Here is a 25,357-nt window from a genome sequence, read left to right on the forward strand (position 1 = left end):
AGCGCTATTGCAGCCCCGTGTCGCCGCTGGTGCGCTTCTTGGCGAGGTCCATTTCGGTCACCGCGATCAGGATTTCGGCGCGGGTTTTCAGGTCGGGCGCCTCCAGCATCGCCTGCTTTTCCGCCGGACCATAGGGCGACATCATCGCCAGCGCGTTGACCAGCGCCTCGTTCGGCGCACTCTCGATACCTTCCCAATCCACTTTCAGATTGTTGGCTTCGAGAAAATCCGTCAGCACATCAAGCAGGGCCGTGCGGTCGACGGCTTCTTCGCCTTTGCGCGCAACGAAATCGTCGGCATAGGGAAAGAAATCCACCTTGCATTGCCGATACGCGGTCAGTGCCGAGATTTCCTCGACCACCTTGAAGCGCGCGACGCCGGTCAGTTCCAGGATGTAGCGGCCGTCGCCGGATTCGGCGAGCTGCGTGATGCGGCCGACGCAGCCGACCCGGAACAGCTCCGGCCTGGCCTCGTCCCTGCTGTGGGAAATATCCGGCTGGATCATCCCGATCAGCCGGTGACCGTCGCGTAGCGCGTCGTCCACCATCGCCAGATAGCGCGGCTCGAAAATATTGAGCGGCATCTGGCCGCGCGGCAGCAACAGCGCGCCCGGCAATGGAAACACCGGAATGATTTCGGGAAGCTCGCCGGGTCCGCGGTATTCGGCATTGATCGGCATCTGCAGTCCCGGTCAGTTCGTTGGTTCGTTGGTTCGGTGGGTGTTCTCTTCACAAAACCATGCCACGTTCTGGTGGAGTACGCGTCTCACGAGAAGAGAATCGTCGACAGCCGCTTGCGTCCATCGACGGTGGCCTCGTCGGCGCCGCCCCATGCCTCGAAGAACTGCACCAGCTGCTTGCGCGCGCCGTCATCGTTCCACTTGCGATCGCGCTTGACGATTTCGAGCAGCTGGTTGGTCGCCTCGGCGCGGTTGCCCTGGGCGTTGAGTGCGGTCGCGAGGTCGAATCGCGCCTGATGGTCGAGCGGGTTTGCGGCGACCTTCTGTTCCAGCTCGGTCACCGGACCGACCGCCTGGGCCTGCTCGGCGAGGTCGATCGAGGCCTGCACCGCCTTGACCGCGGCGTCATTGCGCTTCGATTCCGGCACCATCGCTAACGTCTGCTTGGCCTGTTCGATCGCGCCCGTCGTCACATAGCATTTCGCCAGCCCGGCTAGCGCGGCGATATTGGTGGCATCGAAACCCAGTATCTCGGCGTAGATCTGGGCTGCCGCGGCAGGATCGCCTTCCGCGAGCACGGCCTCGGCCTCTTGCAGGATCTCTGCGATATTCGGCTCGCCCGGCGCCGTCATGCCCTTGGTGAGTTTGTCGATGAAGGCGTTGATCTGGCTCTCCGGCACCGCGCCCATGAAGCCGTCGGCGGGCTGGCCACCCACGAACGCGATCACGGCCGGGATCGACTGAATGCCCATCTGGCCGGGGATGGCCGGATGCTCATCGATATTCATCTTGACCAGCTTGACCTTGCCCTTGGCCGCGCGCACCGCCTTTTCGAGAACGGGCGTCAGCTGGCGGCAGGGTCCGCACCAGGGCGCCCAGAAGTCGATCAGCACCGGCTGGCGCTTCGATTCCTCGATGACGTCCTTCACGAAGGTCTGGGTGGTCGTCTCCTTGATCAGATCGGGTGCTGCCTGCGGCGCCGGGCCGCCGCCCTGCTCAACTATCGTCACGGTATCCTCGCCTGATGTCTTGAGAAGATGTCTTGGAATTAGAAGGTGTCTTGGAATGCGGGCCCGTTCTAGCACGGCCAGGGGTGAAGTTCCTCATTCGCTAGATGGCGGCTTGGCCGCAAAATTCAATCGGCAGCCGTCCGGGTCATCGGAGACCGGATGGACCGGAACCCATCGGGGACGTCGATGCCCTGTCGAGGGAGCCGAGGAACCTTCGCAAGGGACCTTTACCTGCGATTGCGGCGTGTGGGACCAAATGACAGGGACGTTGGGAGGCCGGCTCGAAAATGGCTCGAATCGCCCCGCGTCATGCTAGCGGCCCGGCCTTGGGTTCCCAGCGTGGGCGTAATGGGCCGATAAATCCCGTTTAGGCGATGTTTCGGACCGATTCGCTCCCATTTGGTAATGAAATCGGATGATCCGCATGGCAACGGATCGCACGCGGACTGTTGCATTCACGGTCCGCATTTGGCATAGGTCTGCCGTTGACGGCGAACGTTCGCCGCCATCTCGGATGCGGGTGTAGCTCAGTGGTAGAGCACGACCTTGCCAAGGTCGGGGTCGAGGGTTCGAGCCCCTTCGCCCGCTCCAGTTTCTCAAAGTCTTTGCAGAAATGTTGGGGCCGTCCGAAGCCCTCGGGGTAATTTCCCGAGGCCGGCTGTTGCTATTCCCCATTCGCCAATCCAGGCTCACCCTCGCTGCTTCTCATACGCCTTGAGATGGATGTAGGCGATGCGCAGCTTCGGCACCGGAATCTTCGCCGCGTCGGCGCGCGCAACGAGATCGCCGATCACATGGTCGGCCTCGACCGGCAGGCCTGCTTTGATGTCGCGGAACATCGAGGCGGTCATTGGCGAGCCCTCGGTCGTCAACAGGCCGGCGGTGCGCTGGAAGAATGGGCCGGCCGGCTCGTAACCCGATGCCTTTGCAATCGCGCTGCATTCATCGAGCATGCCGAGCAGGAAATCCTTGCCGCCGGCGACCGCCACGATGTTGCCGACCGAAGTGCGCATCAGGCAGGTCGACGCGGCGAGCGAAGCGAGGAAAACCCACTTCTCCCACATGTCCTGCATGATGTGTTCGCTGGCGACCGCGCCGAACTTGCCGCTCTCAAACACCTTCGCAATCGCGCGCACCCGATCCGACATGGAGCCATCGCGTTCGCCGAAATTGAGCGACTGCATCGGCGCGAGCTGGACCACTTCGCGGGCGTCGTTGAGCGTCACCGCGATCGCGCAGAGACCGCCGAGCACGCGGTCGGCTCCGAATTTTTTGTCCAGCACGTCGAGGTGCAGCATGCCGTTGAGCAGCGGGATGATCGCCGTTTTTGGCCCGACCGCGGCGGCAAACGACTTGATCGCGTCTTCCAGGTCGAACGCCTTGCAGCTCAACAGCACGACGTCGAACGTCTCGGTGAACTTTTCCGCCTGCACCGTCGGCGGGCTCTTGAGCGTCACGTCGCCAGCGGGACTCTTGATGACGAGGCCTGCGCTCGCGAGTTCGGAAGCGCGCTTCGGCCGGACCAGGAACGTCACGTCATTTCCAGCCTGAAGCAGCCTGCCGCCGAAATAGCCGCCGATGGCGCCGGCGCCGACCACGAGAATGCGCATGTGGGAGCTTCCTTTTGTTGTTGGTCTTGGAATGGGCGAGTAGCGAGTAGGAAAATCCTGACTACTATCTACTACCAACCATTCGCCATTGGCCACTCGCCATTCGCTTCGAGAGCGGCTATTTCCCCGAGACCATTTCCTCGACCTCGCGAAGCTGCTCCTTGCCGAAAAACATTTCCTTGCCGACGAAAAATGTCGGCGAGCCGAACGCGCCGCGCGCGACGGCGTTTTGCGTATTCTCGATCAGCCTGGCCTTTACATCGGCGTCCTGCGAGCGTGCCAGCAGTTTTGCGGCATCGAGGCCGGACGAGGCCAGCGCCTTGGCCGCGACTTCGGGGTCATCCATTTTCTTCGGCTCGACCCACATGTGATGGAAGGCGGCCTCGACATATTTCTCGAACACGCCTTCGAACTGGGCCGCCACCGCCGCACGCATCAGGTTCAGCGTGTTGACCGGGAAGAACGGATTCCAGACATAGGGCTTGACCCCAAAGCGCCTCAGGAAGCGCTCGGTTTCCAGCGCGTGGAATTCGCGCTTGTTCTTGACGCCGGCGAGCGTTTCGGCGGGCGATTTGTTGTTGGTGGCCTTGAAGATGCCGCCGAGCAGGATCGGTACATATTCGAACTTCACGCCGGTGCGCTTTTCGATCGCCGGAATCGCTTCGTGGCTGAGGAAGGCGTTGGGGCTGCCGAAGTCGAACAGGAATTGCGGATTTGAGCGCACGGCGGTCTCCCTGATGTTTTGGCGTATTGTGGCGCAAGGCAGGCGGCGCGTCCACGGTATTATGACGATCGTAATATCGTGGCAATGCGCGACTTGCCCGACGTCACACCATCCGCCGAAGCGGGCGGCGCCGCCAGACCAGCGTGTAGTAGCCGAGTTGCAGGATGAACATGGCGCAGAACACGATCGGATAGGCGGCCCAGATCCCGTCGAGCCCGATGGTGCGGCTCAGGATTACGGCAGAAGGTATTTCGATGGCGGCGATGGCGAAGATCGACAGCAGCATGGGAGCCAAGGCGACGCCGCCTGCGCGCATCGCGCCCGAGAAGACGGTCGCCATGCCGAACGGCACCGAACTCCACAAGGCGATGATGAGCAGCCCTCTTGCGAGTTCGAGCACGGCTGCGTCAGTAATGAAGACGCCCAGCACGGCGCGCGGAAACAGATAGATCAGCGCCACCAGGCCGCCGGTCAGGATGAGATTGAGGAGCAGGCCGGTCCGGACGATGGCGTCCAGGCGGCCGGCATGGCCGCCGCCGATCGCCTGCGCGCCAAGGATCGAAACCGATATCGAAATCGACATCGCGGTGAACTGCGCATAGCCCATGATCTGGTTGACGGCGCCATAGGCTGCGGTGGCCTCAGAACCGAAGCCGTTGACGAGGCCGAGCAGCACCAGTTCGGCGATCGCCATCACCACCATCCCGACCGCGCTCGGGATTCCGATGCCCAGGATTTTACCGAGCAGCGCGCCATCCAGCCGAAGCCTGCGCATAAATTCGGCGTCCGGCGCCAGCGGACTCTTCTTGCGACGCAGATATAGACTGAGCGCGAACAGCGTCAGCGCGCTGGAAATAGCCGACGCCCACGCCGGGGCCGTCACGCCGACAGCGGGCAGTGCGAACCAGCCGCTGATGAGGAGTGGCGTCAGGATCAGGCCGATTGCGGTCGACAAGGCCAGCGCCATCAGCGGCGTCAACGTGTCGCCGACGCCCCGCAGCATCGCGGTCGTCAGCAGGAAGACGAAGCCGAGCGGCATCGTCAGCAACATGACGCGCGCGTAAGCACTGGCCTGGTCGAGGATATCCGGCGGCGTGGCGAGCGCGATCATCAATTGCCGGCTGAACAGCCCGCCGAACAGCGCAACAGTGATGGCGAGGAGGAGGGCGACCGCCAGCGTTGCGCCGGCAACAGCTTTCACCTTGTGACGTTCGCCCGCGCCCCAGGCCTGTCCGATCAGGACGGTCGCGCCGGTGCTCAGGCCCATCACGAAGGCGAACAGGAAGAACATCACGGGAAAGAACACCGAGACGGCCGCCAGCGCGTCGACCCCGATCATCTGGCCGAGAAGTGCGTTGCTCACGGTGCCAAACAGCGATTGCAGCGCGTTGCTCAGCATCAGGGGCGCGAGGAAGACGAGAAATGTCTTCCAGAGAGAGGGGGTTTTCGACACGGCGATTTTCCTGCTGAATACGTGACAGACCATTGCCGCGCACCGGAGCGGTGGCGGGTGAAAGACTTTTGGAGGTTCGGCTAGCGGTGCGACCCGCGCCTATGGCTCGGCGCGATCGCTGAACGCGAGTTTGACGACGTGGTCGCGGATATCGTCGGGCCAGCCGGCGACAAGACCGACGAATCGCCGCCGGTCATCGGTGAACAACGCCCGCGACGCTTCCTCGAAGCCCGCGAGATTGCCGGCCATCACGGACATGAAGCGATAGGCGGCATCTCTTGCCGCGCGGGCGCGATCGGCATCGCCATTGGCGCGGCGCGCTTCTTCCACCAGTTTTCGCAACGCCACCGATGCGCCGCCGGGCTGCGACCCCAGCCATTCCCAATGACGCGGCAACAGCGTCACCTCGCGCGCGACGACGCCTAGCTTGGGGCGTCCGCGCCCACGCGGCTCCGCTGACACCGTCTCATCGGTTTCGACCTCCGGAGGCGAGGCGGGTTGAGGCAAGCGGGCAATGATTTCGCGTTCGGTGCCGCGAAGATCGAGATCGATCGGCTGGCCGGTCGCATCGCTGAAGATGATGATCGGCGGCGCGGCGGGCCGGCGGGAAGCCTGCATCACCGCAATTGCGACCTCGGCGAGCGGGCCTGCCGCGAGGCGCTGCGGGCCGATGAAGGCCGTGAAATGGGGGCGGGTCTTGTCAGCCATTGGAGAAACTCTGGATTTTCGGTAGTCTATATTTACCCGGATAAATATGAATGTCAATATCATCCGGGTAAATATCGCGTTGCTCCTCAGGCCGTCTCGACTTTCCGTTCCCCGGCTGGCACCAACGGCAGCCAATTGAAGGGAACGCCATGCTGACGGTTCATCATCTCAACAATTCCCGCTCCCAGCGCGTGCTGTGGCTGCTCGAAGAGCTCGGTGTGCCTTACGAGATCGTCCGCTATCAGCGCCAGCCGGACATGCGGGCGCCCAAGGAGCTGCGCGCCATCCACCCGCTCGGCAAATCGCCCGTCATTACCGACAACGGCAACACCATCGCCGAGTCCGGCGCGATCTGCGAATACATCATTGCCACCTATGGCAATGGCCGCCTGATCCCGCCGCCGAACACGCCGGAGCGGCTGCGCTACACGTATTGGCTGCACTATGCGGAAGGTTCCGCAATGTCGCCGCTTCTGCTGAAGCTGTTGTTCACACTGATGCCGAAGCGCGCGCCGGCCCTGCTGCGGCCGCTGGTGCGCAAGGTCTCCAACACGGCGCTGACCACGCTGGTCAACCCGCAGCTCAAGCAGCATATGGATTACTGGGAAGGCGAACTGGCAAAAAGCGAGTGGTTCGCCGGCAACGAGTTCACCGGCGCCGACATCCAGATGAGCTTTCCGCTGGAAGCCGCCGCCGCGCGTGGCGGGCTGGAGGTGGGGCATCCCAAAGCGATGGCGTTTCTCGAACGCATTCACGCCCGGCCGGCCTATGCGCGCGCGCTGGAAAAGGGCGGGCCGTATGTGATTGGGCGGTGACCGTCTCACGGCTGCACCGCTGCGATTACCTCCTTCACCAGCCGGCCGAGCCCGCGAATGTCACCGCTCGGATCGACGCTGTCACCGAGACGCACCACGACGAGGCGCTGTGACGGCATGATCACGATGCGCTGGCCAAGGTCGCCCGACGCAAAGAATGCATCGCGCGGGATACCGAGCCGGACGCGGCCCTTGGCATTGGGGTGCTCGCTGCGATTGGTCCAGAAGCCGGCCGCGTAATCGGTGTCGAGCGTCGCCGCGGCGCAGAAGTCCACCCAGTCCTCATGCAGGAGGCGTCTTCCTCCGACCACACCGTCATTGAGATAGAGCAGGCCGAATTTCGCCCAGTCCCGCGCGCTTGCCAGCATGTAGGTCGAGCCCTGCGGCGTGCCCGAGGCGTCGAACTCCAGCGTCACGTTGCGCATGCCGAGCGGATTGAACAATTCGCGCCACGCGAATGCCAATGCCTGCTCCGGCCCGCCGACGGCATCGCGAACGATGCGCGCCAATAGCTGCGTCGTCGGACTGGAGTAAGCCCAGCGCGTACCAGGCGGGGCAACGACGGCGGCATTGACCGCGAAGCCGGCCATGTCGTCGTGCAGATAGACCATCTGGCTGGCCGGATCGAAACCGCTATTGGTTTCGTCGAGCGCCAGGCCCGTCGTCATGCGCATGAGATGCTCGACCTCGATCTCGCGCCGGAGGTCGCCGCGCCATTCCGGAATCGGGGCGGGCATCGAGGGCGTCACCAGGCCCTGTTGCGTGAGAATGCCGATCAGCGCATTGATCACCGATTTGGTCATGGAGAAACCGAGCAGCGGCGTATCGACGCCAATTCCGCCCGCATAACGCTCGGCGATCACCTTGCCGTCATGCACCACGACCACCGCCTTGGTTCTTCGGAACGGTGGCTCGGCCGGCTCCTCGAAGGCATGGTCGAGGGCGGCTCTCAATGCGGGATCCGACGGTTGCACGATGTTGGGCCCGGCAATCTCGGGCAGAAGCGGCGCCGCTTTTGGAACCTTCAGCGCCTCGATGTCACTCTTGAGCACATAAGGCTCGCTCGATCCGTGCTGCAGCACGCACCCCAGCCCCTCGCGAAACAGGGCGCGGCTGCCGAGCAGCCCCGCCGCGGACGCATCGACCGAATGCGCGGTGCGGTCAACCCGCAACCGCAGCACCCAGCGCAGGCGGCGAATACCGTCGCGCTCAACGGTTTCCGAGAACACAGCCTGCGGATCGAGCTCCGAGACGAAGGTCTTGGAACAGACATTGTGCGCGACCACGCCGGTGGCGACGCGAATGGCGCGATCGGGCCGGAAGTAAAGGCTCGTCGCGGCCAACGCGGCAATGAAGACCAATAGGAAGACAACGACCCATTTCCGCAATTTCATATGCTTCGCCCAGAGCGACCAGCCGGCAGGCCCTCAACGCGACGTCTGCGCCGCACCCACCGAGGGCAGCGCCTGCACGGTGACGCCGGGTGGCGGCACGTCGTCATCGGGGACGAAGAAATCCGACATCAACGGCACCGATCGATCGACACGGTAGTGCTCGAAATCCCTGACGCCAGAGGCGTACAGCACCTTGTCGTCGATGCAGAACTGCCCGGTAAACTCGCGCGAGGGTCTTGTCAGAATCGCGTGCGCGGCATCGCCCATGATCTCGGGCGTGCGGCTGGCGCGCATCATGGCCTCGCCGCCGAGCAAATTGCCGACCGCGGCGGTGGCGATGGTGGTGCGCGGCCACAGCGCATTGACGGCCACGCCTGCGGATTTCAATTCGCCTGATAACCCCAGCACGCACATGCTCATGCCGAACTTCGCCATCGTGTAGGCGGTGGAATGCTCGAACCATTTTTGTTTCATGTCGAGCGGCGGCGACAGCATCAATATGTGCGGATTGGCCGCCTTCTTCAGATGCGGAATGCAATATTTCGACACCATGAAGGTGCCGCGGGTGTTGATGCCCATCATCAGGTCGAACCGCTTCATGTCGGTTCCTTGCGAATTGGTCAGGCTGATGGCGCTCGCATTGTTGACGCAGATGTCGATGCCGCCGAATTCGGCGACCGTCTGCTCGATCGCCGCGATCACCTGCGCCTCGTCGCGGATGTCGCACAGCACCGGCAGCGCCTTGCCGCCGGCAGCGCGAACTTCCTCCGCCGCGGTGTAGATGGTGCCCTTGAGTCTTGGATGCGGTTCCGCGGTCTTGGCCGCAATCGCGACATTGGCACCGTCACGCGCGGCGCGCAGTGCGATGGCCAGACCGATGCCGCGGCTGGCGCCCGAGATGAACAGCGTCTTGTCTTTGAGAGATGTCATTGGGCTCGCTCCCGGTTTCAATTCAGGTCGTTGGCTGTAATCTATAGGTCAAATCATTGTCACCCGTCACCGCTTCACTGCCCCACCGCTGCCGCTCCCCTTGTGCGCGGATCGGGGGCGCCGAGCAGGCCGTTCGGCGTGACGGCGATCGAATTGACCGACGTCTGGCCCAGCGGCTCGATCACCTTGTGGCCTTTGGCCTTCAGCTCGGCCAATACCTCGTCGGAAAAGCCGCGTTCCGCACGCACCTCGTCGGGCATCCATTGATGATGGACCCGGGGGGCCGCCACGGCGGCGGCGACATCCATGTTGTAGTCGATCACGTCGATCACGACCTGCATTACCGCCGATATGATACGGCTGCCGCCCGGCGAGCCCGTGACCAGCACCGGCTTGCCGTCCTTCAGCACGATGGTCGGCGACATCGACGATAGCGGCCTTTTTCCCGGACCGGGCAGATTGGCTTCGAAACCGACCAGGCCAAAGGCGTTCGACGCGCCGGGTGCCGCGGTGAAATCGTCGAGCTCGTTGTTGAGCAGCACGCCGGTACCCTCCGCGACCAGGCCAACACCATAGGGAAAATTCAGCGTGTAGGTGTTGCTGACCGCGTTGCCGCTGGAATCGACGACCGAATAGTGCGTGGTGTTGCTGCCCTCGCGTGGTGACTTCACGGACAATGCGTCGGCCGGCGTCGCGCGAGCAAGGTCGATGCCGGCGCGCTGTTTGGCTGCGTAGTCCTTGCTGATCAGCATGTCCGCCGGCGCGTTGACGAAGGCGGGATCGCCGAGATAGCGCGCCCGGTCGGCGTAAGCGCGCTTCATGGCCTCGATCAGAAGATGCAGCGAGGGCGCGGAGCCCTGGCTCATCTCCGACATCGGAAACCCTTCGAGGATGTTCAGCGTCTCCAGCAGCACCGTGCCTCCGGACGAGGGCAGTGGCATCGACACAATGTCGTAGCCGCGGTAGCTGCCACGCACCGGGCTGCGGTTCATCGCCTGATAGGATTTCAGATCGTCCACCGTCATGAGACCGCCGCCGTCGCGGACGGCCTTTGCCAGCCGTTCGGCGACCGACCCCTCATAAAATCCGCGTGGTCCCTGCTCGGCAATATCAGACAATGTTGCCGCGAGATCGGACTGGATCAACCGGTCGCCCTCTTGCAGAGGCGTGCCGTCGCTGCGGGAGAACGCTTTCGCCGAATTCGGCCAGCGCGCCATCCGGCGATACATATCCGGCAGCGTGTCGGCCAGGTCGTCGGCGATCACAAAACCGTTGCGCGCCAGTTCGATGGCGGGTTTCAGGATTTGCGCGAGCGTAAAACGGCCGGAGCCGTATTTCTCCAGCGCCACTGCCAGCCCGGCTACCGTGCCGGGCACGCCGATACCAAGCGCGGAATTGCGCGACTTGTCGGTATCGGGTTTGCCGTCCGTCCCAAGGAAAACATCGCGCGTGATCGCGGCCGGTGCGGTCTCGCGATAATCGATGGCGACATCTTCATTGCGCCCGGCCGAATGAATCACCATGAAGCCGCCGCCGCCGATGTTTCCGGCGCGCGGATAGGTAACGGCAAGCGCAAAGCCGGTGGCGACCGCCGCGTCGACGGCATTGCCGCCCTGGCTGAGGATATCGGCCCCGACTTGCGCGGCTAGCCTTTCCTGCGCCACCACCAAACCATGTTCGACCGCAATGGCGCGAACGGTGGAGAGATCGGGGGGCGCGTAGGAACGGCGTTCTTGCGCAAAGGCTGTCGCCCCGCAGGCGAACGCAAGTACGAATGTGGCGGCTACTCGGCGCCACCGGATTGAAAAAACCGCCATCGAAAATCCGCCGCAGTTGGAGTCTGTGTGACGCCTGGCAACAGCCCCCAGCGCCGGTGACGCATGCTATATGGGTTTGAATTCAACGGGCAAAACGCCTCGCGGCACTTTTGAAGGAAATTCCTCACATGACGGTGATCGCTTCCGAGGCAGCCGGCGCCGAGATACCGCGGGAATATCCGCGCCGCGCCGCCGTCATCAGCTGGATCTTCTTCGATTGGGCCGCGCAGCCTTATTTCACGCTCATCACCACTTTTGTATTTGCGCCCTATTTCGCAGGCTTCGTCGCGCCGGATCCGGCACAGGGGCAGGCGCTGTGGGGATTTGCCACCGCTGCCGCCGGCCTGATGATCGCGCTGCTGTCGCCGGTACTCGGTGCGATTGCCGACGCCAGCGGCCGCCGCAAGCCGTGGATCGCCGGCTTCGGCACGTTGCTGGTGATCGGCGCCTCGCTGATGTGGTTCGGAAAGCCGGGCGACGCAAGCGTCATCGCGCCGCTGCTGCTTGCCTATGCGGTCGCGAGCGTCGGCGTCGAATTCGCCACCGTCTTCAACAACGCGATGATGCCGACGCTGGTGCCGCCGGAAAAAATGGGGCGGTTGTCCGGCACCGGATGGGCCACCGGCTATATCGGCGGCATCCTCAGCCTCATCCTGGTGCTCGGCTTTCTGGCCGCAAGCCCCGACACCGGGCGCACACTTTTCGGCCTGGCGCCGCTGTTCGGCCTCGATCCAATCTCCCATCAGGGCGATCGCATCACCGGCCCGCTGACGGGTATCTGGTTCATCATCTTCGTGTTGCCGATGTTTCTGCTGACGCCGGATTACCCGGCAAAACGTCCGATCCGCGAAGCGATGCGTGAAGGATTGAGCGGGCTGAAGCGGACGCTCGGCGAATTGCCGAAGCAGAAATCGGTGGCGACATTCCTGCTCGCCAACATGATCTATACCGACGGGCTGGTGTCGTTGTTTGCGTTCGGAGGCATCTACGCCGCCGGCACGTTCGGCTGGCATACGATTCAGATCGGAAGTTTTGGGATTTTGCTGGCCATCGCCGGCACCTTCGGGGCGTGGCTCGGCGGCAAGCTCGACGACAAACTCGGATCCAAACGCGTCATTGCCGGAAGTCTGCTGATCCTGCTGTTCGCGCTTGGCGCGATTTTGCTGGTCGACAAGGATTCGATCCTGTTCGTGAAGGTCGCGCCGCCGGTGCCGGGCGGCCCGCTGTTCTCGGGAGCGGCCGAGCGCGCCTATCTCGTGCTTGGATGCCTGATCGGCGCGGCCGGCGGTCCGCTGCAGGCGGCATCGCGCACGCTCTTGATACGCCTCGCACCGGAGGATCGCATCGCGCAGTATTTTGGGTTGTTCGCGCTGACCGGAAAGGTCACCTCGTTCATCGGCCCGCTGCTGATCGGCGCGATCACGGCAATCACCGCGAGCCAGAAGGCCGGCATGGCGCTGCTGGTGGTGTTCTTCGTGGCAGGGCTGGCGCTGCTGGCGCGCGTGAGGGAGGATTCGTAGCCCGGATGAAGCGCAGCGAAATCCGGGCTACGAGGGCTCCGCTGTCGTAGGGTGGGCAGAGCGCAGCGTGCCCACCATCTCGCAGCGTGCTCGGTGGTAGATGGTGGGCACGTCGCTTCGCTCCTTTGCCCACCCTACGAAATCTACAGCATCGTCGCTCAATGCCTGAAATGCCGCACGCCCGTGAACACCATGGCGATGCCATGCTCGTCGGCGGCCTTGATGACTTCCTCGTCGCGGATCGAGCCGCCGGGCTGGATCACGGCGGTGGCGCCGGCTTCGATGCAGGCCAGCATGCCATCGGCGAACGGGAAGAACGCATCTGACGCAACGACCGAGCCCTTGGTCAGCGGTTCGGCGAGCTTCGCGTCAGCCGCGGCATCCTGCGCCTTGCGGGCGGCGATGCGGGCGGAATCGACCCGGCTCATCTGGCCGGCGCCAATGCCGACGGTGGCGAGATCCTTGGCATAGATGATGGTATTCGACTTGACGTGCTTGGCGACGCGGAAGGCGAATTTAAGATCGCGCAGCTCGGCGTCGGTCGGCGCACGTTTGGTCACCGTCTTCAGCGTGATGTCGTCGACGACAGCGTTGTCACGGCTCTGCACCAGCAGACCGCCCGCGACGGTCTTTGCGGTGAGGCCGGCCGCGCGCGGATCGGGCAAGCTGCCGGCGAGGAGAAGCCGGAGGTTTTTCCGCTTCGCGATGATGGCGATGGCCTCTTCCGTCGCGTCGGGCGCAATGATCACTTCGGTCAGGATTTCCGTGATGACGCGCGCCGCGTCGGCGTCGAGCGTCCGATTGACGGCGATGATGCCGCCATAGGGCGATTGCGTATCGCAGGCGAACGCCTTGCGATAGGCACTGACCAGGTCGGGACCTTCGGCGACGCCGCAGGGGTTGGCGTGCTTGACGATGACGCAGGCTGCAGTGCGCGCCGGGTCGAACTCGGCGATGCATTCGTAAGCCGCATCGGTATCGTTGATGTTGTTGTACGACAGTTCCCGGCCCTGCAACTGCCGCGCGGTGGCGACGCCGGGGCGCTTGTCGGGCGTGCGATAGAACGCGGCCGTCTGATGCGGATTCTCGCCATAGCGCAGCGACTGGATCAGCCGGCCGCCGAAGGCGCGGAAATCCGGCGCGTCGTTCTTGAGCTGAAGGGCGAACCAGTTCGAGATCGCTGCGTCATAGGCGGCGGTGCGCGCATAGGCCTTGGCGGCAAGGCGGCGGCGCAGCGAGAGCGTCGTTGCGCCCTTGTTGGCGGCGAGTTCGTCGAGCACGGACTGATAGTCCTGCGCCTCGACGACGACGGCGACGTCGTCGTGGTTCTTCGCCGCGGCGCGGATCATCGCGGGGCCACCGATGTCGATGTTCTCGATGCAGTCTTCGTAGCCCGCGCCTTTGTCGACGGTTTCCTCGAACGGATAGAGGTTGACCACCAGCAGGTCGATCGGCGCGATGCCGTGCGCCTTCATGGCTTCGGCATGTTCCTTGTTGTTGCGGATCGCGAGCAGGCCGCCATGCACCTTCGGGTGCAGCGTCTTGACCCGGCCGTCCATCATTTCGGGAAATCCCGTCAGCTCCGAGACGTCCTTGACCTGTAGGCCGGCCGCCGCGATCGCCTTCGCGGTGCCGCCCGTGGAGACGAGCTCGACGCCATGGCTAGCGAGCGCCTTGGCAAATTCGATCAGGCCGGTCTTGTCGGAAACGGACAACAGGGCGCGGGTTACACGGCGCGGATGGTCGTTCATATCTGAATTCCTGGCTGTTAAGGTCAGCCCGGTAGCATGGTTTGGAAGGTCAAGAAACCGGGATCGGCACCGCTTTCCTACGAAAATTGGAGAGAAATCGGCACTTCCCGAGGGTCAGGTCTCAGGCGGCTTTGGCCTTGATGGTAGGGATGTGACTGACATCTTCGGTCCGTTCTGCATGCCACGTATCGTGGGCGCCCTGCATCCTGGTCCAAATTCCCGCGCCGTCGCCGAAAAGCTTGCCGAGGCGCACCGCGATGGCGGGAGATACCGGCTTTCGTTCCCCCAGGATGTCGTAAAGGTGCTGGCGCGAAATTCCGAGCAGGCCGGCGATCTCGGCCTTGGTCCGGCCGGTAGCCGGAATAATGTCATCGCGAAGTAGCGCACCCGGATGGATGGGGCAGCGGTTCTTGCTGCGCTTGGCTGCATAGACCATGTTTGCTCCTTTAGTGGTATTGCTCGAAATCGACTCGGCAGGCGTCGCCATCTTCGAATTCGAACGTGATGCACCACGGTCCGTTGAAGTGGACCGAATAGCGTTTTGGGTTAAAGCCGTGCAAACCGTGAAAGTCGAAGCCGGGGATATTCATTTCCTCGGCGCGGAGGGCGACGTCGAGACGGTCTAGCCTCGCGAAAATGCGCTTTTGCATTTTCGCATCAATCTTCGAACTCTTCCCCTTGGTCCACAACTCCGAAAGGACCTTGCTCTTGAAGGTTCTTATCACATCGCCAATGTAAGCAAATAGCTTACTTACGTCAAGCAACGGCCATTGGCCGGCCGCGACAGCCCCTACAGCGGCAGTTCCGGCTCGCGCCGCGCGTTGCGCCGGGCGCTGGTGGCGGCGGCCGCCGTCGTCGAGCGGACAAAACTCCAGCGGACCGAGGAGGCGTGGCGGGAATCCTGGCGGATCACGATCTGGGCGGTGCGGCGGGGGCCGTCATTGCCGGCCAGAAATACGCTGTCCTCGAGGTCGACCTTGTCGTCGAGCGCCTCAAAGGTCCAGACGTCGCGGTTGGGCAATACCAGCATGACGCCGCGCGCATCGCTGAGGCGGCTTGCCTTGACCGCGGGATGCAGATGAAACCGCAGGGCAAAATCGGTCTCGTCACCCTTGATGCGCGCCCCCGGCGCCGGCGCGATGGTGTCCTCGCCGTCGAGCCTGCCGCCATCCTGCGAGATCATCAGCACCCGGCGATGCACGACGCCGAACCGCGCGAGATAGCCGTCATGCGACGTGGTCAAGAGATCGCCGTCGGCCCTCGCCTCGCGGTAGCTTTCCACATTGACCGGGCCGCTGACGACGGGCGCGCCCTGCAGCAGGCGCTTCATCGCCGACAGTTCGATGAACTGGCACGAGGAGGTGTCGTGATAGGTCAGGGTCGAATGCGCCGCGGTGCTGCGCGCAAAGCTGCGCCAATTGTCGCGGCCGGTCGAGGGCATGCCGCAATTGACGACGATCCGGCTCGGCCCGGACGACAGTTCGAACGAGAGGCAACCGGCATGCGCTTCCTGGCTGACATTCGGCGGCGGCGGCGGGCCGGTGTCCATGATGACGGTGGTCGTGCCGGCATCGAGGCGCTGGAAGCCGGTATGCGGCATGTTCGCCATCGGCACGCCGTGGGTGTCGTCATAGGCGAGCAGGGTGGCCACCAGGTCCGAGGGCGCGTTGCTCATGCCATTGAACAGCGCAAAGCTGCCGTCGCCGTGACGGAAGAAGCGCAGCATCGGCATCATGCGGTCGATCGCATTCAACAGCGCGGGGGGCGGCGCGATGTTACGGGCGGCAAAGGTCTGCCGCAGCGGCAGGAGGTCGCTGAGCAGTTCGACCAGCGCGCCGGGATTGCGCGAGATGTGCCCGCCGTCGGGCATGATCTGCCGCTGCAATTCGTCGGAAAGCCGTCGTGTGGCGGAGCGGATGTGACGCGCCTGATTGGCAAGGCACAGCGAGGCGTAGCAAAGCGCGATCAGGACCTGCAGCCGCGGCACGCCGTCGGCGATGTCGAGCATCGCGTAGCGCAAATAGCGAATCTCGCGGGTCAGCCCGCGCAGGTATTTGCGATAGAATTTTCCGTCGGTGTCGCCGAGCACCAGCGGCGCCTGCGACAATAGCGAGATCACGCGGCGCGCCAGCACGTCGGGGCGGCGTTCCAGCGGCCGCTTGCGCGCCGGATTCGAGATCCAGTCGTCGACCAGCGAGCGGGCATTGGCGCGGGTCAGCGCGGTGTCGGCGGCACGCAGGTGGCGCAGCCAGCCAAAGCCGAGCAGGGCGACTTCCCAGTCTTCCGACGGCGGCTCGAGATCGAAGATCGAGCGGCCGTGGCAGGTCACTATCTTGCCGGCGAACACGAAGCGGCCGGCATAGATCTCGGCGGCGCGGGTGGCGTCGGCGGTACGCAGGTCATGCGGCGCGATGATCAGCCGGTCGGCGCGGCCGGGCCACAGCCGCGACACCGCCACCGTTGCGCCGGTCGCGCGCGCGATCACGGTCCGCGCCGAGCGGCTCATGATAAGCGTCGAGATGCGTCTGCGTTGAGCGACCGACACGCCGTGCCTTGCTTAGGGAGGGAGGGGTATTCTGGCGAATCCTTTTAATCCGGAAACGCCGCCGTGACACCATCTTGAACAGGCGCGAATCACCCCAAGACCAGGGAATTACGGTTTAAAATCAGGATTTAACCAGCCGCGCGGCATAAAATCCATCCAGCCCGCCGAGCCGGGGGTCGGTATGGGGCAAATGGCAGGGCAGGGTCCGTAAATCGCCGTTTGCGGTCACGATTTCGCTGAGACCAGCGACTTCGCCGGCTTCGACCGGCACGCGGCGGACCCCCGATTCGGCGGCCAACAGGGACGCTATGGCCTGTTCACCTTCCTCCGGCTCCAGCGAACAGGTGCAATAGACCAGTGTTCCGCCCGGCTTGAGCAGCGCGACCGCCCGTTGCAGCAATCGCTTCTGCAATGCTGCCAGTGCGGCAATATCGGCTTCCTGCCGCAGCCAGGCGACGTCGGGATGGCGGCGGATGGTGCCGGTGGAGGTGCAGGGCGCGTCTACCAGCACGCCGTCGAAGCCGCCATTGCCATGACCGGGCCACTCGGCGGCATCGGTCACCACGTCGTCGGCCTGCAGCGAAAGCCGCGCCAGATTGTCGCGCAGCCGCGCCATGCGCGCTGGCGAGCGGTCGACCGCGGTCACGTGCGCGCCGGCTTGCGCCAGTTGCGCGGTTTTGCCGCCGGGCGCGGCGCAGAGGTCGACAATGGTCTTGCCGCCGACGTCGCCGAACAACCGTGCCGGCAGTGCGGCGGCGGCGTCCTGCACCCACCACTGTCCCTCGGTGAAGCCCGGCAGCATGGTCACCGAACCCTGCAGCAAGGTGCGCACGGTGCCGGTCGGCAAGGTTTCACCATGCAGGCGGCTCGCCCATTGCGCCGCGTCTGATTTCACGGTGATGTCGAGCGACGGTTCATAGCCGATGGCGAGCGCCATCTGCCGTGCGGTGGTCTCGCCATACGCGCCGATCCAGCGCGCCAATAGCCACGGCGGAATGTCCAGGTTCTGCGATTTGACTTCGTCGATCAGCGGCTGCCCCTCGCGGGCGCAGCGGCGCAGCACCGCGTTGACGAGGCCGGCATATTTCGCGGCGCGGCGGTCCGATTGCACCAGCCGCACCGAGAGATCGACGGCGGCGTGATCGGGCACATCCATCCAGAGAATCTGCGCGGCGCCGATCAGCAGCGCGCTTTGCGCGCGCGGCGCGTCCGTCGGGATGCCGCGATCGAGCAGGCGCGACAGCAAATGGCCGAGCGTGCCGAGCCGCCGAAGAATCGTCGCCACCAGCCGCCGCATCAGGGCGCGGTCGCGATCGGCCAGCGTTTTCAGGCCGGGATGCGCGCCGGCGCCGTCGAGCTGGTCGTCGAGAGTGCGATGCTTGTGCAGCACGCCGTCGAGAATATCAGCCGCGATCCGCCGCGCCGCGAGACCGGGCACTTCGGCAGGTACTGCGAATCTGGAAGGGGGCATGAAGCAGCAACGTCTCGAAAAGCGGAAAGGTTCTGGCTTATGCCATTGGAATGAAAGTCCATTTGGCATGCGAATATGCCAAATGTAAGAATCGCCACAGACAATTTCACGATTGTGATGTCATCTGTGCGCCCATCCTTGTGCTAAGAAGAGAACTGCGATGACCGACAGTTCCTCATCTGCCGCGCAAACCGCGGAACGCAAGAAGCTGACGCCCGCCGCCGAGCGCGCGCTGGCCGAGGCCGAGGCCCGCCGCAAGGCCGCCGCGGCCAGCGCCACCTCGCTGCAGAAGGAATTCCAGGGTCCGAAGGGTCCGGAACCGACCCGATATGGCGATTGGGAGCGCAAGGGAATCGCGTCGGATTTTTGAGGCCCAAGACTTTTGAGGCCCAAGACTTTTGAGGCTCAAGGGAGCGCAATGGCCCTTGCCGGATGCCCCGACTCAGCCCTTAGTCGGGGAAAATGCCCCCATACGAAAGAATCAATGCATATCGGCCCCCGCGCCCGGGTCTCTGGCGCCGCTGGTTTTCGGCGGCCCTGCCGTGGGTGTTCGTGCTCGGCGTGGCGGCAGGGACGATGCTGCCGGTGCGGGACTGGGTGCGGCGGTCGTTGCCGAGCTCAGCCGACAGCCAGGCGGCGCGCGATGCCGAGTTCATCTGGAAGCGGGCCGGAAGTCCGGACACGCGTCATCCCGTCGATGTCGTCCGCACAATTGATGGAGACACGTTCGAGGCGCGGGTTCACTTAGAGTCGGGTCTCGATCTCAACACACGGGTGCGTTTGCGCGGCATCGACGCGCCTGAATTAAAGGCGTCGTGTCCGCAGGAATTGCATATGGCCGAGGCCGCGACGGGCGCGTTGCGCGCAATACTCGGCGAAGGCGATGTCAGGATCTTCAATATCGGGCCGGACAAATATGCCGGCCGCGTCGTCGCCGACGTTGTAACCAGGCGCACTGGAAATGTTTCGACGGCGATGCTCGCCGCAGGTCATGCCCGCAGCTACGGCGGCGGCCATCGCAACGGCTGGTGTGCGAATGCAGGACAAACGCCGCTCAAATGAAAAAGCCGCGCAATCGCGCGGCTCTTGTATCCATCTGATCCGTGGATCAGCGCGTGACAGTCACCGTCGTTCCGACCGATACGCGTTGATAGAGGTCGGAGATGTCGTCGTTGAGCATGCGGATGCAGCCATAGGACACGAAGCCGCCGACCGAGCCCGGGACGTTGGTGCCGTGGATGGCATATTCACCGCCGGCCAGCGTCATCGCCGCGACGCCCATCGGATTGCGCGGCGAGCCGCCGGGAATGACGTCGGGCATCTCAGGCTTGTCGCGCTTGACTTCGCTTGGCGGCGACCACGCCGGGTGCAGGTACTTGCCGTCGATCCGCGTGGTGCCTGCCCACTGCTTGCCGGCCTTGCCGACGCCGACCGGATAGCGCATGGCGCGGCCGGAATCGAGAATGAGATAGAGGCGTCGCTCATGGGTCTTCACCACGATCGTACCCGGCGTGTATTCGCCACTAATGCCGACCATTTCAGGCCGTGCTTGCGCTGCGGACGACATCGCAATGCCTACCGCGATGGTGGCGGCCAGCGCCACCCCAATCCTCATCGACATGATCAGCTCCCACTCGCCCGCCCCTTCCGGGGCCCTCAAAACGCCTTGCAAGCCTTGCCGGCTCGCGTCTCGTCCACGCATTTTTGACCGCGTGTATTAACCGGGTGGTTTCCACACCGGTCTCGAGACTCATTTAGTCGGGGGGAACAAAGAAAATGTTCGAATCAAAGTAAATGACCTGAAAACAACACCGAGCGGCGAAATGCCTGGTGCGCAGGTCCCCGCACTGACAAACGCGTGAGCGGACAAGGAAATGCCCGGCCTGGGTTTACCGCCGGGACTGGGGCGCGCGCGCCCCGCGCCGCGGGCGCGAGGCACGACAGACGGCGGCCTACGCCGACGTCCCCTTCTTGTTCTGCCGGTTGTGCACGAGATCTTCGACCACGTGTGGATCGGCCAGCGTCGAGGTGTCGCCGAGGCTGGACGGTTCGTCCTCGGCGATCTTGCGCAGGATGCGGCGCATGATCTTGCCCGAGCGGGTCTTCGGCAGGCCCGGCGCGAACTGGATCTGGTCGGGGGAAGCGATCGGGCCGATGTCCTTGCGCACCCAGGCGACCAGTTCTTTCCGCAACTCCTCGGTCGGTTCGATGCCGGCCATCAGGGTCACATAGGCATAGATGCCCTGGCCCTTGATGTCGTGGGGATAGCCGACCACGGCCGCTTCCGACACCAGGGCATGCGCGACCAGCGAGCTTTCGACCTCGGCCGTGCCCATGCGATGGCCGGATACGTTGATGACGTCGTCGACGCGGCCGGTGATCCAGTAATAGCCATCGGCATCCCTGCGGCAGCCGTCGCCGGTAAAATACTTGCCCTTGTAGGTCGAGAAATAGGTCTGCTCGAACCGGGCGTGATCGCCATAGACCGTGCGCATCATCCCCGGCCAGGATTTGGCGATGCAGAGATTGCCGGTGCATTCGCCTTCCAGCACCTTGCCGTCGGCGTCGACGATCTCGGGCACCACGCCGAAGAACGGCCGCGTCGCCGAACCCGGTTTCAGCTTGGTTGCGCCGGGCAGCGGCGTAATCAGAATGCCGCCGGTCTCGGTCTGCCACCAGGTGTCGACGATCGGGCAGCGTCCGTCGCCGACCACGCGGTGATACCACTCCCAGGCTTCCGGATTGATCGGCTCGCCGACTGAACCCAGCAGGCGCAGGCTCTTGCGCGAGGTTTTCTTCACCGGCTCGTCGCCGCCCTGCATCAGCGCGCGGATCGCGGTCGGCGCGGTGTAGAAGATGTTGACGTTATGCTTGTCGATGACGTTCCAGAAGCGCGAATTGTCCGGATAATTCGGCACGCCTTCGAACATCAGCGTGGTCGCGCCGTTGGCGAGCGGCCCGTAGACGATGTAGCTGTGGCCGGTGACCCAGCCGACGTCGGCGGTGCACCAGAAGATGTCGCCGTCGTGATAGTCGAACACGTATTGATGCGTCATCGCGGCGTACACGAGATAGCCGCCGGTCGTGTGCAGCACGCCCTTGGGTTGGCCGGTGGAGCCCGACGTATAGAGAATGAACAGCGGATCTTCCGCGTGCATGTGCTCGACCGGGCATTCCGTCGTCACCATCGCGGCCGCTTCGTGGTACCAGAAATCGCGCGAAGGACTCATGTCGACGGCGGCACCGGTGCGCTTGACGACGACGACCCAATCGACGCCGCCAGTCTTGGCGATGGCGGCATCGACATTGGCCTTCAGCGGCACCTTCTTGCCGCCGCGCAACCCCTCGTCGGCGGTGATGATGATCTTGGACTGGCAGTCGGTGATGCGCTGGGCAAGGCTGTCGGGCGAGAAGCCGGCGAACACCACCGAATGAATGGCGCCGATCCGCGCGCAGGCCAGCATCGCGTAGGCGGCTTCCGGGATCATCGGCAGGTAGATCGTGACGCGATCGCCCTTCTTGACGTTCCGCGTGCGCAGGATGTTGGCCATCTTGCAGACTTCGTCGTGCAACTGGCGATAGGTGATATGCTTGGACTGGGAGGGGTCGTCGCCCTCCCAGATGATCGCGGTCTGGTGGCCGCGCGTGTCGAGATGGCGGTCGATGCAGTTCCAGGCCGCGTTCAGGACGCCGTCCTCGAACCACTTGATCGAGATGTTGCCGGGGGCGAAGGAGACGTTCTCGACCTTGTGGAAGGGCTTGATCCAGTCGAGACGCTTGGCTTGCTCGCCCCAGAAGCCATTGGGGTCCGAGACCGAGCGGGCATACATTTCGCGGTACTTGGCGTCGTCGACCCAGGCGCGTTTGGCCCAATCGGCGGATACGTCGTAAATCTTGTCGGACATCTTTCCCTCCCACGCATTGCGGCCGGATACCTGGGCGACCGCAAGCCGTCCTGATTGTTGCATTGATTATGCGTCGCGGGACGATGCCCGGACAAGGCGGAAACTCTGCGACCTTGGTCAGGAAGCCGGTTCCCGCCTTGTCACGGATCAAAGTCGCATCATTTTCGCGAGCCGGCTCAGCCGGAAATCAACGTTATCGCCGGAATGGCTCCCATGATCGGTATCTAATAACCGTCAATGACGGAATCGGGACTCGCAAAGCCGGCCGTTACCCCCTAAATGGCCTCCCCGGGGCCGGACGGCCCTCCGGAACCAAGCCACAACAACAGGCATTGCCGGCAGACAGGTGGAGCAAGGCGATAACGGTCATGATGGATCAGCAGAGTTTCGAGGCTACGCGGCCCGTTTCCGCCGATCCCGCCGTTGCATTGGCGCAAGCGCTTGGGCAATTGCCCAAGGAAACCGTCAAGCAGGCCGCGGCAAAGCCGCACATTATCGCCAAGACCTCCGTCGAAGAGCTGGCCGGGGAACACGGCCTCAAGCTCGGCGACCAGAACGGGCTGACCATCCGCCGCGTCAAGCGCGGCAAGGGTTATTCATTCCATCGCGCCAACGGCACGCAGATCCGTCATGCCGGCACCATCCGCCGCCTGCACGCGATGGCGGTGCCGCCGGCCTATCGTGACGTGCGCTATTCGGCCGATCCGAGTTCGCATCTGCAGGCCGTCGGCATCGATGCGGCCGGGCGGCTGCAGTACCGCTACCATGTCGATTGGGAAAAGGTCCGCGAGCAGCGCAAGGCGCATCGCCTGGCGCGGCTGGTGGCGGCCTTGCCGAAGATCCGCCGCAAGGTCTCGGCGTATCTGTCCGGCGACGAGCCGACGCGTGAGTTCGCGCTCTCGGCGGTGATCGAGCTGATCGCCCGCACCGCGATCCGCCCGGGCAACGAATCCTACGCTCGCCTCAATGGCACCCGCGGCGCCACCACGATGTTGAAGTCCAACGTCACGCTGGAAGACGACAGCTTCGTCCTGACCTTCAAGGCCAAGGGCGGCAAGGCCGTGCGCAAGGAATGCGACGCGGCAAAACTGGTGCGCGCTATCGGCATCCTGGGCACTGTGCCGGGCAAGCGCATGTTCCAGTACCGCGACAATTCCGGCACCGTTCGCACGGTCTCGACCACCACGGTGAATGCGTTCCTGCGCGAGATCGCCGGCATCAAGATTTCACTGAAGGATTTCCGCACCCTGATGGCGTCCGCCGTGGTGCTGGAATCGCTGTCGCGGATTTCGCCGGCAGCCAGCGCCCGTGGCCGCAAGAAGCAGGTGCTGGATGCGGTGCGTGCCGCGGCGGATGAGCTATCGAACACGCCGGCGATCTGCCGCAAGAGCTATGTCCACGACACCATCGTCACCGCGTTCGAGGACGGCATCCTCGAGCGCTTCGCCGCGACGATGAAGGGCTACCGCACGCAAGCCAAGCGCGAGGCGCTGCTGGCCCAGGTGGTGACCGCGGCGGCGGCGTAAGTTCGACCGTAGCCGTAGGGTCGGCAAAGCGCAGCGTGCCCACCATTCAATACCCCGATGGTGATAAATGGTGGGCACGGCGCTGCGCGCCTTTGCCCACCCTACAGCCCGCCCATCTTGCAGACCATCTTCCACTCTTCCGCCGTTACCGGCTGAACCGACAGCCGCGAATATTTTACCAGCGCCATGTCGGCGAGTTTCTTGTCGGCCTTGATCGCGGCCATCGTGACCGGTGTCTTCAATGGCTTGTCCGCCTTGATGTCGACGCAGACGAATTTACCGGTCTTGTCGCTCGGATCGGGATAGGCTTCCTTGATGATTTCCGCGATGCCGACGATCTCCTTGCCCTCGTTGGAATGATAGAAGAAGGCCTTGTCGCCCTTCTTCATGGCCACGAGATTCTGCCGGGCGGTGAAATTGCGCACGCCGGTCCAGGCTTCGCCCTTTGCGCCCTTTGCGACCTGCTGGTCCCACGACCAGACCGAGGGTTCGGATTTCACCAGCCAATACGCCATCGTCATTCCTCCGCCTTGAACGGCCGCGTCAGCAGGCCTTCGATCGCCGCGTCGATCGTCACTTTGCCGCTCAGGATCGCCGCGACCGCAGTTGATACCGGCATATCGACGTTCTGCGAAGCCGCCAGTTCGATCAGGACCGGCGCGGTGAACTCGCCCTCGGCGAGCTTGTCGCGGTTCGGCTGTTCGCCGCGGCCGAGCGCGATGCCGAAAGCAAAGTTGCGCGATTGCAGACTCGAGCAGCTCAGGATCAGGTCGCCGAGGCCGGATAGACCCGCCAGCGTTTCGCTGCGCGCGCCGCAGGCGCGGCCGAGCCGGGCGAGTTCGCTGAAACCTCGCGTGGTGAGCGCCGCCAGCGCCGAGGCGCCGAGCTTGCGTCCTTCGACAATGCCGGCGGCAATCGCCAGCACATTCTTCGCCGCGCCGCCGATCTCGACGCCGCGGACGTCCGTGGTGTGATAGGGCCGGAAGGTCGACGAGCCCAGCGCCTGCACCAGTGCTGCCGCGAGCTTCCCATCCTTCGCCGCCAGCGTGACTGCAGTCGGCAGCCCGCGGGCTACGTCGTCGGCGAAGCTCGGTCCCGACAGGATCGCAGGCGTCGCATCGGGTGCGGCTTCCGCGATCACTTCCGTCATGAACTTGTGCGTGCCGCGCTCGATGCCCTTGGCGGTGGCGATGACCGGAGTCGCTTTCTTCAGATGAGGCGCTAGTGCCGTGACCGCCTCGCGCAAATGCTGCGCGGGCGTTGCGATCAGGATGATATCCGCGCGCGCGGCAGCCGCGATGTCGCCGGTGATCTCGATGCGATCGTCGACGCGCACGCCGGGCAATCGCGGATTGCTGCGTGCCGATCTCATCTGTGCGGCCGCTTCCGCGCTGCGTGCGTAAAGCGTCACGTCACGGCCGGTCCGCGCGGCTGTTCCGGCAAGCGCTGTTCCCCACGCGCCACCGCCGATCACCGCGACTGAATTGAAGGACGCCATG

The 25,357-nt window shown here is 64.0% G+C and carries 23 protein-coding genes and 1 tRNA gene; 6 read left to right on the top strand and 18 right to left on the bottom strand.

The window, feature by feature from the left end; translation table 11 throughout:
* Positions 1-4: 4 nt before the first annotated feature.
* Together JQ624_RS02735 and trxA are read right to left on the bottom strand one after the other, a co-directional pair.
* A complete protein-coding gene (locus JQ624_RS02735; RefSeq protein WP_212417273.1) occupies positions 5-679 on the bottom strand; it encodes an LON peptidase substrate-binding domain-containing protein in 675 nt (224 codons plus the stop codon).
* Between the two features lie 86 nt (positions 680-765).
* Positions 766-1,689, bottom strand: a complete 924-nt coding sequence (gene trxA / locus JQ624_RS02740; RefSeq protein ID WP_212417274.1) for a thioredoxin — start codon at positions 1,687-1,689, stop codon at positions 766-768.
* A 516-nt stretch (positions 1,690-2,205) separates the two neighbouring features.
* Here trxA and JQ624_RS02745 point away from each other — a divergent pair.
* Positions 2,206-2,280 (top strand) — tRNA-Gly (locus JQ624_RS02745).
* Between the two features lie 98 nt (positions 2,281-2,378).
* On the opposite strand, the gene panE is transcribed toward JQ624_RS02745, so the two are convergent.
* From panE to JQ624_RS02765, 4 genes are all read right to left on the bottom strand, one after another.
* On the bottom strand, positions 2,379-3,299 hold the full coding sequence (panE, locus tag JQ624_RS02750) for a 2-dehydropantoate 2-reductase (protein ID WP_212417275.1): 921 nt from the start codon (positions 3,297-3,299) through the stop codon (positions 2,379-2,381).
* 118 nt (positions 3,300-3,417) lie between these two features.
* Positions 3,418-4,023 carry a 2-hydroxychromene-2-carboxylate isomerase gene (locus tag JQ624_RS02755; protein ID WP_212417276.1) on the bottom strand — a complete coding sequence of 202 codons (606 nt, stop codon included), beginning with the start codon at positions 4,021-4,023 and terminating at the stop codon, positions 3,418-3,420.
* A 103-nt stretch (positions 4,024-4,126) separates the two neighbouring features.
* Entirely contained in the window at positions 4,127-5,509 is a 1,383-nt protein-coding gene (locus JQ624_RS02760) for an MATE family efflux transporter (RefSeq protein ID WP_212417277.1), read from the bottom strand.
* A 66-nt stretch (positions 5,510-5,575) separates the two neighbouring features.
* Entirely contained in the window at positions 5,576-6,184 is a 609-nt protein-coding gene (locus tag JQ624_RS02765; protein ID WP_212417278.1) for a DUF2239 family protein, read from the bottom strand.
* Between the two features lie 149 nt (positions 6,185-6,333).
* On the opposite strand from JQ624_RS02765, the gene JQ624_RS02770 reads away from it, so the two are divergent.
* Entirely contained in the window at positions 6,334-6,999 is a 666-nt protein-coding gene (locus JQ624_RS02770) for a glutathione S-transferase family protein (protein WP_212417279.1), read from the top strand.
* A 5-nt stretch (positions 7,000-7,004) separates the two neighbouring features.
* On the opposite strand, the gene JQ624_RS02775 is transcribed toward JQ624_RS02770, so the two are convergent.
* The 3 genes from JQ624_RS02775 to ggt form a co-directional block, all read right to left on the bottom strand.
* Positions 7,005-8,393: a serine hydrolase gene (locus JQ624_RS02775; protein ID WP_212417280.1), complete on the bottom strand. Its 1,389-nt coding sequence runs from the start codon at positions 8,391-8,393 to the stop codon at positions 7,005-7,007.
* 33 nt (positions 8,394-8,426) lie between these two features.
* Complete coding sequence (locus tag JQ624_RS02780) at positions 8,427-9,323, bottom strand: NAD(P)-dependent oxidoreductase (RefSeq protein ID WP_212417281.1); 897 nt, start codon at positions 9,321-9,323, stop codon at positions 8,427-8,429.
* A gap of 74 nt (positions 9,324-9,397) precedes the next feature.
* Entirely contained in the window at positions 9,398-11,140 is a 1,743-nt protein-coding gene (gene ggt / locus JQ624_RS02785; protein WP_212417282.1) for a gamma-glutamyltransferase, read from the bottom strand.
* A 128-nt stretch (positions 11,141-11,268) separates the two neighbouring features.
* Between ggt and JQ624_RS02790 the strand changes: the two genes are divergently transcribed.
* A complete protein-coding gene (locus JQ624_RS02790) occupies positions 11,269-12,660 on the top strand; it encodes an MFS transporter (RefSeq protein WP_212417283.1) in 1,392 nt (463 codons plus the stop codon).
* Positions 12,661-12,818: 158 nt separating this feature from the next.
* Here the strand turns inward: JQ624_RS02790 and purH are convergent, their stop codons facing one another.
* The 5 genes from purH to JQ624_RS02815 all read right to left on the bottom strand — a co-directional run bounded on the left by purH (position 12,819) and on the right by JQ624_RS02815 (position 18,427).
* On the bottom strand, positions 12,819-14,411 hold the full coding sequence (gene purH / locus JQ624_RS02795; protein ID WP_212417284.1) for a bifunctional phosphoribosylaminoimidazolecarboxamide formyltransferase/IMP cyclohydrolase: 1,593 nt from the start codon (positions 14,409-14,411) through the stop codon (positions 12,819-12,821).
* A 121-nt stretch (positions 14,412-14,532) separates the two neighbouring features.
* Positions 14,533-14,847, bottom strand: coding sequence for a HigA family addiction module antitoxin (locus JQ624_RS02800; RefSeq protein ID WP_212417456.1), 315 nt, complete (start codon positions 14,845-14,847; stop codon positions 14,533-14,535).
* Positions 14,848-14,857: 10 nt separating this feature from the next.
* A complete protein-coding gene (locus JQ624_RS02805) occupies positions 14,858-15,136 on the bottom strand; it encodes a type II toxin-antitoxin system RelE/ParE family toxin (RefSeq protein ID WP_212417457.1) in 279 nt (92 codons plus the stop codon).
* Positions 15,137-15,201: 65 nt separating this feature from the next.
* Positions 15,202-16,917, bottom strand: coding sequence for a heparinase II/III family protein (locus JQ624_RS02810; protein ID WP_212417285.1), 1,716 nt, complete (start codon positions 16,915-16,917; stop codon positions 15,202-15,204).
* 160 nt (positions 16,918-17,077) lie between these two features.
* Complete coding sequence (locus tag JQ624_RS02815) at positions 17,078-18,427, bottom strand: RsmB/NOP family class I SAM-dependent RNA methyltransferase (protein WP_212417286.1); 1,350 nt, start codon at positions 18,425-18,427, stop codon at positions 17,078-17,080.
* A gap of 160 nt (positions 18,428-18,587) precedes the next feature.
* Here JQ624_RS02815 and JQ624_RS02820 point away from each other — a divergent pair, with 160 nt between their 5' ends.
* Together JQ624_RS02820 and JQ624_RS02825 are read left to right on the top strand one after the other, a co-directional pair.
* Positions 18,588-18,797, top strand: a complete 210-nt coding sequence (locus JQ624_RS02820; RefSeq protein ID WP_212417287.1) for a DUF1674 domain-containing protein — start codon at positions 18,588-18,590, stop codon at positions 18,795-18,797.
* A 92-nt stretch (positions 18,798-18,889) separates the two neighbouring features.
* Complete coding sequence (locus tag JQ624_RS02825; RefSeq protein WP_212417288.1) at positions 18,890-19,489, top strand: thermonuclease family protein; 600 nt, start codon at positions 18,890-18,892, stop codon at positions 19,487-19,489.
* Between the two features lie 46 nt (positions 19,490-19,535).
* Here JQ624_RS02825 and JQ624_RS02830 read toward each other — a convergent pair whose 3' ends face one another.
* Both JQ624_RS02830 and acs read right to left on the bottom strand, forming a co-directional pair.
* On the bottom strand, positions 19,536-20,048 hold the full coding sequence (locus tag JQ624_RS02830) for a L,D-transpeptidase (protein WP_212417289.1): 513 nt from the start codon (positions 20,046-20,048) through the stop codon (positions 19,536-19,538).
* A gap of 331 nt (positions 20,049-20,379) precedes the next feature.
* On the bottom strand, positions 20,380-22,332 hold the full coding sequence (gene acs / locus JQ624_RS02835; RefSeq protein WP_212417290.1) for an acetate--CoA ligase: 1,953 nt from the start codon (positions 22,330-22,332) through the stop codon (positions 20,380-20,382).
* A 368-nt stretch (positions 22,333-22,700) separates the two neighbouring features.
* Here acs and JQ624_RS02840 point away from each other — a divergent pair, with 368 nt between their 5' ends.
* Complete coding sequence (locus JQ624_RS02840; RefSeq protein WP_212417291.1) at positions 22,701-23,858, top strand: DNA topoisomerase IB; 1,158 nt, start codon at positions 22,701-22,703, stop codon at positions 23,856-23,858.
* Between the two features lie 101 nt (positions 23,859-23,959).
* On the opposite strand, the gene JQ624_RS02845 is transcribed toward JQ624_RS02840, so the two are convergent.
* Entirely contained in the window at positions 23,960-24,373 is a 414-nt protein-coding gene (locus JQ624_RS02845; RefSeq protein ID WP_212417292.1) for an EVE domain-containing protein, read from the bottom strand.
* Positions 24,374-24,375: 2 nt separating this feature from the next.
* Positions 24,376-25,356, bottom strand: coding sequence for an NAD(P)H-dependent glycerol-3-phosphate dehydrogenase (locus tag JQ624_RS02850; RefSeq protein ID WP_212417293.1), 981 nt, complete (start codon positions 25,354-25,356; stop codon positions 24,376-24,378).
* Position 25,357 lies beyond the last annotated feature (1 nt).

It is taken from the genome of Bradyrhizobium sp. AUGA SZCCT0283 (assembly GCF_018130385.1).
GTDB lineage: Bacteria > Pseudomonadota > Alphaproteobacteria > Rhizobiales > Xanthobacteraceae > Bradyrhizobium.